Below are 16,760 nucleotides of genomic sequence, written 5' to 3' on the forward strand. Positions count from 1 at the left end.
TCCTAACGAAGAACTAATCGACGCAAAAACCAATCGCATAAGAACTCAGCATTGTAAAGGGTGAGTGAAGTGGAAAATTTGCCCGAATCATCCCCTTCTCCCCCATAAAGGGTGATTTCCAATCGCCCGATTGATAATCCCGTCACAATCATTAGCTTTACGTTATTAACTTACCGCAATAATGAAAAAACCAATTTTAATCCTGTGCCTTGCTTGCGCCTTCGCGGCTTGTAAGCAGCCTAAATCGGGCAGCGCAACGGGCGAAGAGAATAAAGATCTCGCCAAACTGTTCGACAACTATTATGAAGGCTATTTAAAGCTCGATCCGCTGACTGCCACCTACATTGGCGACACGCGTTATAACGATCAACTAACCAATAACGGCGCTGCGGACTTCCTCAAAAAATCACACGATTTTTATACCGCCTATCTTGATAGCGTAAAAACCTTTAACCGCGAAGAGCTGAACGATAACGACAAGCTATCGTACGATATATTTGTTTACGAAACACAAACCGCGCTTGATGGCTTTAAACACCACCTCGAATACCTGCCGTTTAACCAGATGTTCGCCTTGCCGCTTACTATTGGTCAGCTGGGTTCGGGATCAGGCGCGCAGCCTTTTAAAACCGTTAAAGATTATAACGACTGGCTGAAACGCCTCGGCGCATTCTCTGTTTGGGCCGATACTGCCATCGCCAACTTTAACAAGGGTATTAAAACAGGTGTGGTACTGCCAAAATCGTTAGTGGTGAAAATGATACCGCAAATGCAAAGTTTTGTGGTTACCGATGCCACCAAGAGCTTGTTTTACGAGCCGGTGAAAAACTTGCCGAAAGAATTTAGCGAGGCCGATAAAAAGACCGTTACCGATGCCTACATAAAAGCTATAAACGAAGTGGCCGTGCCTACCTATAAGCGCCTGGCCGATTACCTGCAAAAAGATTATCTGCCACACACCCGCAGTACATCCGGTTTATCGTCGGTTACTGATGGTGCTGCCAAATATGCTTACCTGGTAAAACAACAAACCACTACAGACCGTACGCCCGACGAAATTTACCAGATAGGTTTGGATGAAGTGGCCCGCATAAACAAGCAGATGGATAGCATTAAAAATGCCGTAGATTTTAAAGGCGACCTAAAGGCGTTTTTTGAATACATGAAGAACGACCCTAAGTTTACACCGTATAAAACGCCTAAAGAGGTGCTTGACGCCTTCGAGAACATCCATAAACGTATGGAACCCAACTTGAAAAAAATGTTTAACCACGTGCCTAAAACACCATTTGTGATCAGGCAAACCGAAGCGTTCAGAGCCGCGTCAGCAAGCGCGGAATACAACCAGGGTTCGGCGGACGGTACAAGGCCGGGCATTTTTTATGTGCCTATACTGGATGCTACCAAGTTCAATATTACTTCAGGTATGGAATCATTGTTCCTGCACGAAGCCATCCCGGGGCATCATTACCAGATCTCGTTAACACAGGAAAATACTTCGCTGCCAAAATTCCGCAGGTTCTTGATATTTGAAAACGCTTATGTAGAAGGCTGGGCGCTGTATTGCGAATCGTTAGGTAAGGAGCTTGGCTTGTATACCGATCCATATCAGCACATGGGTGCTTTGGGCGATGAAATGCACCGCGCTATCCGTTTAGTGGTCGACGTGGCCATCCATACCAAAGGCATGACCCGCGAGCAAGCCATTAAATACATGATGGATAACGAAGCCATCAGCGAGCAAGGCGCTACCGCCGAAATTGAGCGCTACATGGGTATCCCGGCACAAGCTTTAGGCTACAAAACCGGCGCATTAAAAATACGCGAACTGCGCAACCGTTACGAAAGCCTGCTGGGCAACAAATTCAACCTCGCCGAATTCCACGATCAGGTATTAAAAGACGGCGCCATGCCATTAAGCGTTTTCGAAAGTAAAATGGACGCCTGGGCTGCGAAACAGAAGTAATTTTTTTGCGGGAGTCCGGAAGTCGGAAAGACGGGAAGTCCGGAACGTGTGATTAACAATATTCCCCTATCGTCATTGCGAACGTAGGAAAGCAATCCCCGACTTTCAGAGCCGCTCTGTATAGTTTAGAGATTGCTTCGTCGTTCCTCCTCGCAATGACGATCAATGTAAAATGCAACAACAAAAGAGTAAAATAGCAAACCAGCGGTGGCTTCCCCACCGCTGGTTCTGTTTGTGATATATATGGTTTAAGTAGGTTCTTCGGGCTAACTCTTGTCTATCTGTTCCCGTCTCTTTCTTGTCTCTTGTATCTAAATTCCTGACTCTAAAACCACCCTATTTTCCCGCCGCCAATTCCGATTTCGCCAACAGCTTCGCGCTTTCTGCCAGTTTGATAAATTCGGCGCGGTAGCCTTCATGGTCGTCGCCTTTGCCTGAACGGGCTATGCGGATGGCCTGATCATAAGTAGCGTTCTGCTTGAATTGCGAATCGCGCAGCAACATCCCTATTTCAGCTACAGAAGCGGCAAATTTGAAATCGGTAGAAGTATTGTTAAATTCTTTAGGCATATCTTTCACAACCACCTGGCTTAACTTACTGGTTGATGATTTAGGATCTTTATACCTGAATTTAATAGTCATCATTTCATCAGAGCTTGATGCCGCCGGTTTTTCATCGGTCTTCTGGTATTTCAAAGCATCAACCGAACCGCTGTAGTCATCTTTTATCCCGGCAGGTACAATTTCGTATAAGGCGGTAACGGTGTGCCCGTTGCCCATATCACCGGCATCCTTTTTATCGTTATTAAAATCCTCTTTATTCAGCATCCGGTTCTCATAACCCACCAAACGATAAGCCTGTACTTTGGCCGGATTAAACTCAATTTGCAACTTAACATCCTTAGCCACGGTGAATAAAGTGCCACCAAACTCGCTAACCAGCGTTTTGCGGGCTTCGGTAATGTTATCTATATAAGCATAGTTGCCATCACCTTTATCGGCAAGGGTTTCCATCTTGCTATCTTTATAATTACCCATGCCATAGCCTAATACCGATAGATGAATACCGCTTTCTCGCTTTTTAGTGATCAGCTTTTCCATATCATCATCGCTGGAAGCGCCTACGTTAAAATCGCCATCGGTAGCCAGTATAATGCGGTTGTTGCCCTCCTTTAAAAAGTTTTCGGCAGCTACACGGTAAGCCAGTTTAATCCCTTCGCCGCCTGCTGTTGAGCCACCGGCATTCAGGTTATCAATGGCATTGTTAATAGTGCTTTTTTTATCGCCGTCGGTTGGTGGCAAGGCTAAACCTGCCGCGCCTGCGTATACCACAATAGCTACCTTATCTTTAGCACGCAACTGGTTTACCAGCATTTTCATAGATGATTTTACCAGCGGCAGTTTATTTTCGCTCTCCATTGACCCCGAAACATCGATCAGAAAAACCAAATTCGAGGCAGGTAAATTATCAACAGGTATAGTTTTAGCCTTAAGGCCGATGCGCAGCAGGCGGTGTTTGCTATTCCATGGTGCTGATGATAGCTCGGTGTGGATAGCTACCGGCTCATTACCCGCAGGGCCCGGCAGGTTGTAATTAAAATAATTGATCATCTCCTCAATGCGCACCGCATCGGCAGGCGGCAATTGCCCACCATTTATAAAACGACGAACATTACTGTATGATGCCGCGTCCACATCTACCGAGAAGGTGGATAATGGGTTGCTCTTAGCTATATTAAAGCCGTTTTCGGTGATGCCTTTGTAGCTTTCGGTATTCTCGGCCATTGGTGGTGGCGAAAAGGCTTTATTATCTGAATATCCATAATTTACATCTTTCGTTGTTGCCTTATACATCATAACACTTTCGGCAGAGCGGCGCATTTTTTTCGTTATTACAGGGGACGCATAGCCCGAAACCACAACTTCGTTCAACGCTTTACCATCCTCTTTAAGTACTACATTGATGATATTAAGCGACCCTATTTTAACTGTTTGCTTAATAAAGCCTATAAAATTGAAAGTGAGATATTTTTTGCCATCGGGCACCGTAATACTGTAATAACCTTTTGCATCGGTAACTGTACTGATATTTGTTTCGTTAACAATTACCGACACACCTGGCAATACGCCCAATTGATCAGATACGGTACCGCTGATAGTTCGGCTGCTGTTTAGCTTAAATGCCGTTAAGCCGGTGAACAGCAAAATAATGATAATGATCCTTTTCATGATTACTGGTTTTGCCGATAGGATGCACCCAAAAGCAGATTTCCATAAACCATTTAAAAAATTTATTTTGTGACGCCATAAATGAACTTTTTTAAACGAACCAATAAACCTGACGACGCGGATGATACGGCGTTGCTGAACAGCTACCGCAGCAGTGGTAACCTGTCGGTTTTAGGCTCGCTGTATGAAAAATATGCTCCTATAGTTTATGGTGTTTGTTTAAAGTATCTGCCCAATGAAGATGCTGCCAAAGATGCTGTAATGGCTATATTTGAAGAACTGATAACCAAAGCTAAGCAACACGATATTAAGCAGTTCCGGAGTTGGCTTTACGTACTAAGCCGTAATTATTGCCTGATGCAATTGCGGTCGGCCAAAAAGGTAGATACCGTTAATTTGGACGACTTTATGGAATTCACTCCCGTTTTGCATCCTGATAATGAATATAGTGAAGAGCACATTAAAGCTTTGGAACGATGTATGGATAAGTTACCCGGCGCGCAAAAAGAAAGCGTAAACCAATTTTATTTGCAGCAAAAATGCTACAAAGAAATTACCGAAGTAACCGGTTATACCTTAAACGAAGTAAAAAGTTATATACAAAACGGAAAGCGCAACCTTAAAATTTGCCTGGAGAAGAACAGTGAATAAACGAACCGACATATCGCAGCGAATAACCAAGTACCTTAACGGGGAACTGGATGCCCGTGCTATGCACCAACTGGAACGCGAAGCACTGCACGATCCTTTTTTGGCAGATGCCATAGAGGGCTACGAAAAAGCGGCTGCCGATCAGCGAAGTAACCTGAACGATATACAAGCCCGGTTACAGCAACGCCTGAATCCGCCTGTAAAAAGGCTTATCCCCTGGAAGGTAATTTCTATAGCCGCATCAATACTGATTGTGCTAACTGTAGGTATATTGGTATTAAATAAGGATACTAAACAAAGCGCGCAAAAACCTAAGATAGCGCTGGCCGAAAAAGCACAGCAAACTCCGCCACCGCCTGTAGATTTGCAAAAAAAACCGGATTCTGCTACAAATGATGAAGTGATAATTGAAACGGAACCTCCCGCACAAGCATACATCCCTACCAGATACCGGGCTAAAAGATTTGCCCCCCCTGTAGTAAAAGAAAGCGTACCGTTATTTGATAAGAGCAGTAAGGGTAAAGATTCAACCGGCGCGCTTGAAGAAATGGTTGTGATGGATTACTCAACCAAAAAACAGGAAGACAAATCCTTATCAGCCAATGCTAAACCGGGCACCTCACCTATTGTATTTGGAAATAATGCAGCGGACGCAAAAGTATCTGAAAATGATATTCTGAAAAAAGCATCAAAGGATGTACAAAATACATTAGCAGGAAGAGTTTCAGGTTTAAAAATATCGCCAAGCTATTTTACAGGAACTGTATTAGATGAAGCAGGCATGCCTTTTCCGGGTGTGAATATACGTGTAATTGGCGCTAATACAGCAACACAAACAGATGCCCGCGGTCAATTTAAAATTGCTGTTGTTCCCGAAAAATCAATATTAGATATTTCCTTTATAGGCTTTGAAAATAAACAGATCAAGGTTAATAAAAACCTCGATTCTTTGGTTATTGCTATGGAACCTAACTCAAAATCTTTAAACGAGGTAGTAGTTTCAGGCTATAGCAGACCACAAAAGCCTGTAAAAAGCGCCCACCCCGAAGTCGGCTGGAAAGAGTATAACAAATATCTGGGTCAAACAGCCGAATCGCCGGATGGCAAACAGGGAACCGTTAAACTATCATTTATTGTTGAAGCAGATGGTGATTTAAGCGAGTTTAAGATACTGAAAAGCGTAAGCCCTAAAACTGATCAGCAGGCTATAGATTTGGTACAGGAAGGCCCTAAATGGATTGGCGAACTCAACGGCGAACCTAAGGAGATCAAATTAAGCATCAAGTTCAGGAAAACGGAGTAGTATTGTTACTAATGCTTTCTGACCAATTTATACTTTAACGTTCCTAAAACCAGTTCTGAAGAATCGGCATTGGCAAGCGTTTCATAAATATTCAATGTATCCCTATTTATTAAAAAAATGAAGTTAGCTTGATTTTTCTTATACTCATCGAAAGCTATTTCATCCATATTATTCATTGGGCCTGAATTAAAATCGGTTTGGAGATTATATAATTCAAAATTGCTTAAGCCATTTACCTTACCATCCGTAGTAAACTGTACTTTATTATGCACATTTAAGCTATCGTTTAAAATGTAAGTACCTGTTATTATGGCTTGATTTACTAATTTATCCAAACCTGGCTGTAAACCAGCATCAGGGCTTAAATTGGGCGCCTTTATAAATTTAATAGTTTGGTTAACATTTCCCTCCGCATAGTACAAAACAAGCAGAGTATCCTTGCCCTTTATCTCGTATCCAAAATCGTTTCCACCAAGCAAAATTGTAAATGGCCTTTTCCCTTTGCGAAATTTCAAAGGCATCTCACCAGCATCGTGATTATTCCATCCGACTAATACCATAAGGCTATCATCTTTAATAGAGCCTACTTTGATCTCCATCCCTGTTATACCTTCGGCCAGATCTTTTGCCGCGTATGGCGATTTGGTTTTACTAATCTTATCGATATAATCTTTTTTAATCCAGATGCCATTAATTATAGGCTTAAAAGTATTTATAAGTTCCGGCGCATCGTTAGCTATGGGTGCAACAATTTTAGAGGTATCATCATCCTGATGCGTGGTTTTACTTTGGCACGAAGCGTAAAGAATGACAACTAATAACGCGTAAACAAGCTTTTTCATAATATGTAATGGTAAAGGCAATGTTCAAAAGTAACAAAAAACGTATTTCCTACTGAGTTTAAAATTCCGGGAGCACTTTAAGGGTGTAATGATATATGATTTGGGATGGGCTGTCGCCCTGAGCTTGTCAAAGGGTACGTGGGTAAAAGGCCTCTGCACACAATCCTTCGACAAGCTCAGGATGACCCGTCTATAATATGCCATTGGATAGATTACTGCTAATACTTAATTCTTATTTGCCTGCTCTTAATTTCGTTACCTTTGCGGTTATGATCAATGCTATACTTAAAAAGGGTAAGGAGAAAGCGGTTTTACAACGTCATCCGTGGGTGTTTTCGGGGGCTATTGAAAAGGTAAAGGGTAAACCGGCTAATGGCGATGTGGTAAAGTTATTGAACGCGCAGGGCATATTTATGGCCTATGGTTTTTACAACGATCAATCGCGGGTTGCTTTACGTTTGCTGGAATGGGACGAGGAAACAGCTATTGACGAAGCCTGGTTTCGTGCCAAAGTAGCTACCGCCGTGGCCGCCCGCAAGCATATATTAGAAGATGGCAGTACCAATACCTGTCGCCTAATTTTTAGTGAAGCCGATTACCTGCCCGGACTTATCGTTGATAAATATGCCGATCATTTGGCTGTACAAGTGCTTACATCAGGCATACAAAATGTGATGCCGGTAATTATCGATGAACTACAAAAGCTGCTCAACACATTAAGTATTTTTGATAAAAGCGATGCATCATCCCGTGCGCATGAGGGTTTAGAAACTGTGAATAACCTGCTGGCCGGCGTACATCCACCCGAACTGGTGGAGGTAAAAGAGAATGGTATAACCTACGGCATCAACATCGCCGAAGGACAAAAATCGGGCTTTTACTGCGATCAGCGCGATAACCGCCGAATTGTAGCATCATACGCCAAAGGCAAAAAGGTGCTCGATTGCTTTTCTTATACCGGCGGCTTTACGCTTAACAGCTTCAAAAACGGCGCTTCATCGGTATGCAGTGTAGATAGTTCGGCGTTGGCCATTGAAACCCTGCAAGAAAACATCCGTCTGAATAATTTCGACACTGGTAAACATACCTCGGTACAGTCTGACGTAAACAAGCAGTTACGCAAGTTCAAAGAAGAAGGCGAAAAGTTCGACATTGTGATACTCGATCCACCCAAATACGCGCCATCGCGCTCCGCGCTCGATCGTGCCTCCCGCGCCTATAAAGACCTTAACCGTGTAGGCATGCTATTGCTTAACGAGGGCGGTTTGCTGGCTACCTACTCCTGCTCGGGCGCTATGGATATGGAAACCTTTAAACAGGTACTTGCCTGGGCCGCGCTGGATGCCGGTAAACAAGTACAGTTCATCCACCAGTTTTGCCAACCCGAAGATCATCCGGTAAGGTCATCCTTCCCCGAAGGTGAGTATTTGAAGGGGTTGTTGTGCAGAGTGTTTTAGTTTTTGAGACGCAAGAGTTAAGAATCAAGAGACGAGAATACTTGTTTGAAAGGCATCCCTCCCACGGGAGGGTAGGGAGGGGTCTGTACAAGCGACGTCAACTATCTGGGTTCATCAGCTATTTTAAAATACTGCATAAACACCTCCCTCCCATCACTGTTCCCAACACACCCCTCCTCAAGGAGGGAATTAAAATAATCTTCTGAACACTGTTGATAACACCGATCGCAGAGTTAAGAATTAAGAGACGAATATTCGTTTGAAAAGCATCCCTCCCTCGGGAGGGATGCTTTTCAAATTCTTTTATTTCTTGGCTGCCTTCTTTGCCTGGCTTTTACTTTTAACTTTAAGGTTCAGCATTTCAACCAGTACCGAGAAAGCCATGGCGAAATAGATATATCCTTTCGGGATGTGCTGTTCTAAGGCTTCGGCAAGCAGGGACACGCCGATGAGCAGCAGGAACGACAGTGCGAGCATTTTTACAGTAGGGTGCTTATTCACAAAGCCGGCCACACTTTCAGATGCCCACATCATGATACCCACCGCGATGACTACTGCCGCTATCATGATCTCCACGTGTTCGGCCATGCCCACGGCGGTGATTACCGAGTCGAGCGAGAAAACGATATCGAGTATCATGATCTGGAAGATGGTTCCCCAAAAAGAATGCGGCTTAACGTTGGTTTCTTCTTCTTCGCCTTCAATTTTGCCGTGTATCTCATGCGTGCTTTTATAAATCAGGAACAAGCCCCCTATCAGCAATATCAAATCGCGGCCGGAGATAGCCAGTTTTTCTACCCATTCGGCATTGGTAATACCAAACAAGCCCGAAAGGTTGAACAGTGGCGAGGTGAGTTTCATTACCCAGCTGATAGACAGCAATAACAATATCCTGGTGATCAGGGCCATGCCCAAACCTACCTTGCGGCCCTTGTTCTGTTCATCTTTAGGTAACTTATCGGCAAGTATGGAGATGAAGATGATGTTATCAATACCCAATACAATTTCTAACACAGTAAGGGTAATGAGGGAGATCCACGTTTCCGGGTTCGAAAATATTTCCATAGGATGGGCAGTGTGAGTGTTTGGAGTGCCTAAAATAACAAAACCCCTGCCGTGGGGCAAGGGTTTGCGGTAATTAGTATATTAATTAAAATCGAAAGGGGGCTTATTCAAATTTCACGCTGCCGTAGCTTGATTTAATGGTAATCACTTTATCGCCATTACCTTTACCCAGCTTACCTTTATAGTTTTTGGTAGAGCTCCAGCCTTTTTCTTCTTCGGATGGGGTTTGGTTAACCACGCTTACGGTATTGTTATCATAATTAAAGCTTCCGTAATGTACGGTTACGTCAAAGTCAACATTATCTAAGGCGCCCATGCCTACCTTTACGCCCGAGTAGGATGAATTTACCTGCAAGGCCTTTAGGTTTCTATCGAGCGTTGCTATATTAAGCGTGCCGCTGTAGCGTACGTTGATATTGCCCGATGTTTTGATGCTGCCAATTTTGGCCGAACCATAACTTACATTAGCGGTTAGTTTATCGCTGGCACCCAGTATAAGGCTGCCATAAGCCACATCGAGGTCGCTGCCTACCAGGCCTTCGATATTGGCACTGCCGTATTTCACCTTGATCACGTTATCGGGGTTACTCAAATTTTTCGCGGTAAGGTTGCCATAAGCACTGTTGATATTCAGCTTTCCGGTGAGGTCGGGCAGTACGGTAGCGCCATAACGGTTACTTACTATCAGTCCATTTTTAACCGGCATATATACAATATAGTTGATCTCCATTTTACGTACCACTTTTCTGCCCGAGAAGAGTGATGACCACGAGCCGCCATTGCTTTCATCGTCAATTTTGGTTTTGAACCATACGGTTTCGCCATCCTTACCATCGCTGATGTTCACATTATCCAGCATCTTTTTGGCTTCACCTTCGCGGTTGGTACCTACTTTTATCTGCACATCAACCTTAAATTCGTTTTTGGTCCATGTATTTATGGTTACCTTACCATAACGGTTATCAATGCTAAGTACATCATTCCTATCGGCAGAGTAACTTTTGCTGTAGGTTTTCACCTGCTCGTCAAGATCCTGTGTTTGAATGTTATTGTCGCCACTAATTAATATCGTATTTGAGTTGGTATCATAATTAACCGATGCCAGCGGCTCAAAGTGATCAAAGTTGATATCCAGATCGGTGTTGAGATTGCTTAAGCTGCTGTTAACACTGGTCGTAATAGTTTTATCCAAATTTTTAAAAGTATAAGTAAGGGTCTTGTTCAGGTTCTTATCCAGCTTAAGCTTACTCATCTTTTTTTGCAGCTCTTTCATTTGAGTTTGCAATTTGGCCATGCTCTTTTGGTAATCTTTATCCTTACTAATGTGGTAATCTTTCGGTATCACAATAACATGCGGAACCGGGTTTACCTGCGGAGCCGGAGTTGCAGGTGGTGTTGGGGGCACTGCAATGGCATTTTGTGCCAGGCCGGGTGTACTGATAGCCAAAAACGCTATAAGTACAAAAAGTGCGGGGTTATATACTTTTGATTTCATTTTTCTCTTCCTTTTTCATCTGATTGTATTGTTCTATCACATTTAGCTGCTGATTAAGCACTTCGGTTTGTATTTGCAAGTTCCGGATCATTGCACGTAAAACACGTTCCTGGTTAGGGCTGGTACCTAAATCAACACTTAATTTTTTGTAGGCCGAATCCATTTTTGTCAACTCGGCATTAAATTCTTTATATAGCTGTGGATCTGATTTTGCCAGTTCTTTTAAAGCGGTACGCTTGGTTTGCACCATTGAGGCATACTGCACTTGTTGTTTGGCATAAGTTGGGTTAATAGCGGCCAGGTCTACGCCTTGTTTTTTGCCGTTGTGCAGATACAACGCGAAACCTATACCCATCACAACGATAACGGAAGCGGCCACCCGGAGCACAAAGCCAAGCGAGAAGGTTTTGGCCTCTTGCTTTTTTGGCTGATCGCCGCCCTTTAATGTCAGCTGCTTTTCAATGTTATCCCAAAGCTCCATGCGGGGCTCAAGCTCATCAAACTCATTGTGGTTAGCTCTAATGAAATCTTCTAATCGCTTGCTCATTGTTTAATTCCCTTTCTGTTTAAAATTTCACTCAACTTTCTTTTTGCTCTCAAAAACTGTGTTCTTGATGTATTTTCTGTAATATTCAAAATCTGTCCTATCTCTTCATGATCGTAGCCTTCAAGCAGGTATAGCGATAATACTACACGGTAACCTTCGGGCAATTCGTTCATGGCTTGTTTTATCTGGGCCACTTTATATTGCGTTTCATCATCATCGGGCGCTACCTCATCGGGTATGTTTTCCAGCTCGTCGCCTTCCATTTCGGCCCATTCCAGCTTGCGTTTACGCAGCAGGTTGATGGAGCGCGATACCACAATTTGCTTGAGCCATAGCCCGAAAGTGGTTTCCTGCCTAAAATCGTGCACCTTGTTAAAGGCGTGCAGAAAAGCCTCCTGAAGAATATCTTCGGCTTCGGCAATATTTCCCAATATCCTGAAGGCCACGTTCAACATGGCTTTAGAATACAGGCGGTATAACTCGTAGCAGGCTTTTTTGCTGCCCTGCTTACACTCAACCACCAGGTCGTAATGTTTATCTATATATATGGCTTCCAACTGTGATATCAAGCTTTCTGGTTATATGACACATGATATTTACCAACGTTGCACGGAGAGTGATAAATTATTTAATATTTTATTAATACAGCTAAATATCAAACAATTATAAAAATAAGCATATTACCAAAGCACAGTAATAATAGTTAGCCAATAAACGCGTCGATAGCGTTTACTGCGTTTTGGTAGCGTTCATCACCCAGGCCGGAGATCACCCGGTAATTGGCATTAAGCGCTTTTAGCTCATTATGCCAAACCTGCATAAAGTGCTCACGCATATCGGGGAAGTTTCGCAGCGGGTCATCCGCCCACGGCATATCGATATCCAACAGCAGGTACAGGTCATAAGGGTGTTTTGGTAGTTCGTCGAGTACCTCCTGCGGGGAGCGACCGAATATTTCATCGCTCCATATTTTTACGGTAATAAAGGTAGTATCGCATATTAAAATACGGTTGGCCTGTGGCAGCATCTCTTCTTCCAGAGCTATTTGTCCGTAAAACATGTTGATCTCGTCCTGCCAGGTACAGGGTTCGGTAAGTTTTTCACAATACCCGCGTGCATACTCGGGTACCCATATCGTATTATAATACTCCGCCAGGTACGCCGACATGGTTGACTTTCCCGTTGACTCGGGCCCAACGATGGCTATTTTTATTATAGAGGGGTTATTCATTTATGCTTTGTTATTAAAAAATAATGATGATTGTCATCGCGAGGTACTAAGCAATCTCCACTTAGGTTTTGCTTGTGCTGTAATCAACGTTAGTCTGCTCTTGGGCGCAGTGCCCCATTACTTTTGAGCCCAAAAGTAACAAAAGGCTTGTCCAGCAAAAGGCTTCTTGCCGCACATATCCATGCCCTGCAAACCGTGCAGAACTTAGGGCTGGAACTTTTGCCCCACTGCGCTATTCCATCCCGCATGCAACAAGTTCGCTATGCCCGCCTTTGCGCTCTTGGGCCACCAAAGTTCTGCCCGCTTTCGCCCGAAGCTGTTTGCTGACGAATAACTCCATTTTCTTCATCACTCTACCTGCTTCTTCCAGTCTCGTCGCCATTCAATATAGCCTAATAATGCTATACCAATGTACACGGCGTACATTATTGCAGTAAGGTGAAGATCTTTAAACAGGTATACGCCTACATATACTACGTTAACAAATATCCATATCAGCCAGTTCTCTAATACCTTGCGGGCCATTAATATTTGCGCGCCCATGCTACAAGCGGCGCAAAAGCTGTCGATATATGGGTATGATGCCGTGGTGTATTTTAAAACGCTGCCTAATATAACGGTGAACACTATTATTGCTGCCGAAAACAGCAAAACCTGTTGCCGGGTAATTAATTTTACCGGGGTTTTAAGTGCCGCCCCGGGCTTATGGCTCCAGTAATACCAGCCGTAAATATTCATCCATAAAAAGTATACCTGCAAATACATATCGGCAAAAAGGTGTGCCTTGAAAAAAATGAAGATATAGATGCTCACATTAACGATGGCGAAAGGCCAGTTCCAGATATTGTTTTTGGCCGCGAGGTAAACGCAGGCCAGGCCGGTTACAAAGCCAGCCATTTCGATAGCTGTTTGCTGGTGCCACCACTGGCTTAATTCCTGGCTGATGTTCATTATTGCCAAATATAACATGTTAAGCATTTATATTAACCTCAACGAAATGGCAGCAAAACGTTAACAACACAAAATTGCACACAAATACTACTCAAAAAGTGCCATCAAAATAAGACATTGTAGTGAATAAAATACATAAATGTGTTTTAAATAACATACAGTGTACAAAATAGCGTATGTTTTAAGGTTGTAACATGTATTATTTGTCAAAATAAATTCTTCTTAAAAAAATTACAATCAGGTTAATTTTTCAGTTAAAATATTTTATTCCGGCCATTTGTAACAGGTTAGTTACCTCCCCTTTTCAAAGTTTATAAATTGTGGCTTCGTGTTTGTTATTCCCTTATCGACCTTGCATCATCTGTGAAGAAATATAAAACAACATCTACCTTTGAAAAACTTTGTTTTTGAATTCTCAGACGCCCAGGCTGGGATTTTATGTTCTTTGTTTTGGGTTTAATCAATAGTTTAAATTAATTAGGGGAAAGGGAGCTTCAAAAAAGCTCTCTTTTTTTTTGACTAAAATTTACTATGCTTGCATACCAAACGCATACCTTCAATTAAATTATAAACCGATGGACTTTCAATTAACCGAAGAGCAGTTGATGATACGCCAGGCCGCGCGTGATTTTGCACAAACCGAATTAAAACCCGGTGTAATTGAGCGCGACGAACACCAGAAGTTTCCGGCAGAACAAATTAAAAAACTTGGCGAACTGGGCTTTTTAGGCATAATGGTAGCGCCCCAATACGGCGGCAGTGGCCTCGATGCCATATCGTACGTGCTGGCTATGGAAGAGCTTTCAAAGGTGGACGCTTCTGCATCGGTAGTGGTATCGGTAAATAATTCGTTGGTTTGCTATGGGCTGGAAAACTACGGTAGCGATTACCAAAAAGAGAAATACCTGGTACCACTGGCCAAGGGCGAGCAGATAGGCGCGTTCTGCCTGTCGGAACCCGAAGCCGGTTCTGATGCTACTTCGCAACGCACCACGGCTATTGATATGGGCGACCATTACCTGCTCAACGGCACCAAAAACTGGATCACCAATGGTAATTCGGCATCAACCTATATCGTTATCGCGCAAACCGATGCGGCGAAAAAGCATCACGGCATCAACGCTTTTATAGTAGAAAAAGGCATGGCCGGTTTTACTGTAGGGCCAAAGGAAAATAAGATGGGCATCCGTGGGTCGGATACACATTCGCTGATGTTTACCGATGTTAAAGTGCCGAAGGAGAACCGCATTGGCGAAGATGGCTTTGGGTTTAAGTTTGCCATGAAGGTGTTGGAGGGTGGTCGTATAGGCATAGCCGCGCAGGCTTTGGGCATTGCCTCGGGAGCTTACGAGTTGGCGGTGCAATATGCTAAAGAACGTAAATCGTTCGGAAAACCTATTGCCGAGCACCAGGCCATTCAATTTAAACTGGCCGATATGGCTACCGAAATTGAAGCGGCCCGCCTGCTTTGCCTGCAAGCGGCATGGCTGAAAGATAATGGACAACCCTACGCCAAAATGAGCGCTATGGCCAAACTCTTCGCTTCCGAAACTGCTATGAAAACTACCGTTGAAGCCGTGCAGATACATGGCGGATATGGTTACGTAAAAGAATATCATGTAGAACGGTTGATGCGCGACGCCAAAATTACGCAGATCTACGAAGGCACTTCCGAAATTCAGAAGATTGTCATTTCCCGCGAAGTGCTAAAGTAATTGGGCTTTTTATTTACCTTTGGAAGAAAGTATATCAACTTAGTAGATTTTTTTCAAGAGGGATGATCAATAAAATATTTATAACGGCCGCGGCAGTACTATTTACATTTACCGCAGGCTTTGCACAACAACTAAAAACAGGCACCTGGCGTGGTGCTTTAAAAACCGCGTCGGGCAATGAGATACCTTTTAATTTTGAGGTTAGTCAGCAAGGTGGCAAACCGCAACTGGCCATTATTAACGGCAACGAGCATTTTAAAGTAACCGACGTTACCACACAGGGCGATTCGGTATTTATAAAGATGCCGCTGTTTAACACCGAATTTAAGCTGAAACAAACCAACGGCAACCTCGCCGGTAAATGGATAAAACATACCGCGACTGCCGATGTACTTACCGATTTTACCGCTACCCCCAACACCAACTGGCGTTTTTTTAAAGAACCGGCAAAACCAACTCAAAATTTAGGCGGCCGCTGGTCGGCAGTGTTTGGTGAGGGCGAAGGGCGCGACAGCACCGTAGGTGAGTTTAAGCAAAGCGGACAAAAAATTACAGGTACATTTTTAACTACCACCGGCGATTACCGCTTTTTAGAGGGCGTTGTAGCTGCCGATAGTTTATACCTTTCGTGCTTTGATGGCGGCCACGCGTTTTTGTTTAAGGCGAAAATCAGCGATGCCAATATACTAACATCGGGCAGGTTTTATTCGGGCTATTCAGGCTCTGCCACCTGGACAGCCGTACGCAACGAGAACGCCCAACTCCCGGATGCTTACTCGCTGACGGCTTTAAACCCGGGTTATAAAAAACTGGAGTTCAGCTTTCCCGGTTTAGATGGCAAAACTATCTCCACCAGCGACGACCGCTTCAAAAACAAAGTGGTTATTGTACAAATATTAGGTTCGTGGTGCCCAAACTGTATGGACGAAACCGCTTACATGGTTAACTATTACAAAAAATACCAGGCTAAAGGCGTAGAGGTAGTAGGCCTGGCTTATGAACGTACCAAAGATTTCGACAAATCGGTAAAGGCATTGCTGCCGCTGAAAGCCAGGTTCAATATTCCGTACCCAATTTTGGTAACCGGTTACACCAGCGACAAAAAAGAAACAGCCAAAAGCTTACCCGCGTTGAGCAAAGTAGTGGGCTTCCCAACAACTATTATCATTGATAAAAAAGGCGAAGTACGCAAAATACACACCGGGTTTAGCGGCCCGGCTACAGGCGCCCACTACACCGAATTCATCAGCGAATTTGAGAAACTGACGGATGATTTGCTGGCGGAGAAAGCAGGAGAGTGAGGTTTAG

14 protein-coding genes are annotated in these 16,760 nt (G+C 43.7%); 6 read left to right on the plus strand and 8 right to left on the minus strand.

Going from position 1 to position 16,760, the window contains the following annotated elements:
- The first annotated feature begins 181 nt into the window (after window positions 1-181).
- Window positions 182-1,966, plus strand: a complete 1,785-nt coding sequence (locus tag AC07NA_RS19405) for a DUF885 domain-containing protein (RefSeq protein WP_494899174.1) — start codon at window positions 182-184, stop codon at window positions 1,964-1,966.
- Between the two features lie 336 nt (window positions 1,967-2,302).
- Here the strand turns inward: AC07NA_RS19405 and AC07NA_RS19410 are convergent, their stop codons facing one another.
- Window positions 2,303-4,195 (minus strand): vWA domain-containing protein, encoded by a 1,893-nt coding sequence (locus AC07NA_RS19410; protein ID WP_494899175.1) that lies wholly within the window; start codon window positions 4,193-4,195, stop codon window positions 2,303-2,305.
- An 81-nt stretch (window positions 4,196-4,276) separates the two neighbouring features.
- Here AC07NA_RS19410 and AC07NA_RS19415 point away from each other — a divergent pair, with 81 nt between their 5' ends.
- Complete coding sequence (locus AC07NA_RS19415; protein ID WP_494899176.1) at window positions 4,277-4,846, plus strand: RNA polymerase sigma factor; 570 nt, start codon at window positions 4,277-4,279, stop codon at window positions 4,844-4,846.
- Window positions 4,839-6,149, plus strand: coding sequence for a carboxypeptidase-like regulatory domain-containing protein (locus tag AC07NA_RS19420; protein ID WP_494899177.1), 1,311 nt, complete (start codon window positions 4,839-4,841; stop codon window positions 6,147-6,149). The genes AC07NA_RS19415 and AC07NA_RS19420 overlap by 8 nt, the downstream gene beginning before the upstream one ends.
- Before the next feature lie 8 nt (window positions 6,150-6,157).
- On the opposite strand, the gene AC07NA_RS19425 is transcribed toward AC07NA_RS19420, so the two are convergent.
- Window positions 6,158-6,991 (minus strand): hypothetical protein, encoded by an 834-nt coding sequence (locus AC07NA_RS19425; RefSeq protein WP_494899178.1) that lies wholly within the window; start codon window positions 6,989-6,991, stop codon window positions 6,158-6,160.
- A gap of 269 nt (window positions 6,992-7,260) precedes the next feature.
- Between AC07NA_RS19425 and AC07NA_RS19430 the strand changes: the two genes are divergently transcribed.
- A complete protein-coding gene (locus AC07NA_RS19430) occupies window positions 7,261-8,448 on the plus strand; it encodes a class I SAM-dependent rRNA methyltransferase (RefSeq protein WP_494899179.1) in 1,188 nt (395 codons plus the stop codon).
- Between the two features lie 303 nt (window positions 8,449-8,751).
- On the opposite strand, the gene AC07NA_RS19435 is transcribed toward AC07NA_RS19430, so the two are convergent.
- The 6 genes from AC07NA_RS19435 to pnuC all read right to left on the minus strand — a co-directional run bounded on the left by AC07NA_RS19435 (window position 8,752) and on the right by pnuC (window position 13,755).
- Window positions 8,752-9,513, minus strand: coding sequence for a TerC family protein (locus tag AC07NA_RS19435; protein ID WP_494899180.1), 762 nt, complete (start codon window positions 9,511-9,513; stop codon window positions 8,752-8,754).
- Window positions 9,514-9,616: 103 nt separating this feature from the next.
- Complete coding sequence (locus AC07NA_RS19440) at window positions 9,617-11,008, minus strand: hypothetical protein (RefSeq protein ID WP_494899181.1); 1,392 nt, start codon at window positions 11,006-11,008, stop codon at window positions 9,617-9,619.
- Window positions 10,989-11,555, minus strand: a complete 567-nt coding sequence (locus AC07NA_RS19445; RefSeq protein ID WP_494899182.1) for a hypothetical protein — start codon at window positions 11,553-11,555, stop codon at window positions 10,989-10,991. Before AC07NA_RS19445 ends, AC07NA_RS19440 begins: the two co-directional genes overlap by 20 nt.
- A complete protein-coding gene (locus AC07NA_RS19450) occupies window positions 11,552-12,124 on the minus strand; it encodes an RNA polymerase sigma factor (RefSeq protein WP_345212824.1) in 573 nt (190 codons plus the stop codon). The genes AC07NA_RS19445 and AC07NA_RS19450 overlap by 4 nt, the downstream gene beginning before the upstream one ends.
- A gap of 134 nt (window positions 12,125-12,258) precedes the next feature.
- Window positions 12,259-12,786, minus strand: coding sequence for an AAA family ATPase (locus AC07NA_RS19455; RefSeq protein WP_494899183.1), 528 nt, complete (start codon window positions 12,784-12,786; stop codon window positions 12,259-12,261).
- Between the two features lie 348 nt (window positions 12,787-13,134).
- On the minus strand, window positions 13,135-13,755 hold the full coding sequence (pnuC, locus tag AC07NA_RS19460; protein ID WP_494899184.1) for a nicotinamide riboside transporter PnuC: 621 nt from the start codon (window positions 13,753-13,755) through the stop codon (window positions 13,135-13,137).
- A gap of 557 nt (window positions 13,756-14,312) precedes the next feature.
- Here pnuC and AC07NA_RS19465 point away from each other — a divergent pair.
- Window positions 14,313-15,452: an acyl-CoA dehydrogenase gene (locus tag AC07NA_RS19465; RefSeq protein ID WP_494899185.1), complete on the plus strand. Its 1,140-nt coding sequence runs from the start codon at window positions 14,313-14,315 to the stop codon at window positions 15,450-15,452.
- Window positions 15,453-15,514: 62 nt separating this feature from the next.
- Window positions 15,515-16,753 (plus strand): peroxiredoxin family protein, encoded by a 1,239-nt coding sequence (locus AC07NA_RS19470; RefSeq protein ID WP_494899186.1) that lies wholly within the window; start codon window positions 15,515-15,517, stop codon window positions 16,751-16,753.
- The last annotated feature ends 7 nt before the right edge of the window (window positions 16,754-16,760 follow it).

The sequence above is a fragment of the Mucilaginibacter sp. GW821-FHT07G05 genome (genome assembly GCF_059418565.1).

What these genes read in the sequence shown, in the direction of transcription:
- AC07NA_RS19405 (WP_494899174.1), top strand. Translation starts at nt 182, where the DNA reads ATGAAAAAACCAATTTTAATCCTGTGCCTTGCTTGCGCCTTCGCGGCT.
- AC07NA_RS19410 (WP_494899175.1), bottom strand. Translation starts at nt 4,195, where the DNA reads ATGAAAAGGATCATTATCATTATTTTGCTGTTCACCGGCTTAACGGCA.
- AC07NA_RS19415 (WP_494899176.1), top strand. Translation starts at nt 4,277, where the DNA reads ATGAACTTTTTTAAACGAACCAATAAACCTGACGACGCGGATGATACG.
- AC07NA_RS19425 (WP_494899178.1), bottom strand. Translation starts at nt 6,991, where the DNA reads ATGAAAAAGCTTGTTTACGCGTTATTAGTTGTCATTCTTTACGCTTCG.
- AC07NA_RS19430 (WP_494899179.1), top strand. Translation starts at nt 7,261, where the DNA reads ATGATCAATGCTATACTTAAAAAGGGTAAGGAGAAAGCGGTTTTACAA.
- AC07NA_RS19435 (WP_494899180.1), bottom strand. Translation starts at nt 9,513, where the DNA reads ATGGAAATATTTTCGAACCCGGAAACGTGGATCTCCCTCATTACCCTT.
- AC07NA_RS19440 (WP_494899181.1), bottom strand. Translation starts at nt 11,008, where the DNA reads ATGAAATCAAAAGTATATAACCCCGCACTTTTTGTACTTATAGCGTTT.
- AC07NA_RS19445 (WP_494899182.1), bottom strand. Translation starts at nt 11,555, where the DNA reads ATGAGCAAGCGATTAGAAGATTTCATTAGAGCTAACCACAATGAGTTT.
- AC07NA_RS19455 (WP_494899183.1), bottom strand. Translation starts at nt 12,786, where the DNA reads ATGAATAACCCCTCTATAATAAAAATAGCCATCGTTGGGCCCGAGTCA.
- pnuC (WP_494899184.1), bottom strand. Translation starts at nt 13,755, where the DNA reads ATGTTATATTTGGCAATAATGAACATCAGCCAGGAATTAAGCCAGTGG.
- AC07NA_RS19465 (WP_494899185.1), top strand. Translation starts at nt 14,313, where the DNA reads ATGGACTTTCAATTAACCGAAGAGCAGTTGATGATACGCCAGGCCGCG.
- AC07NA_RS19470 (WP_494899186.1), top strand. Translation starts at nt 15,515, where the DNA reads ATGATCAATAAAATATTTATAACGGCCGCGGCAGTACTATTTACATTT.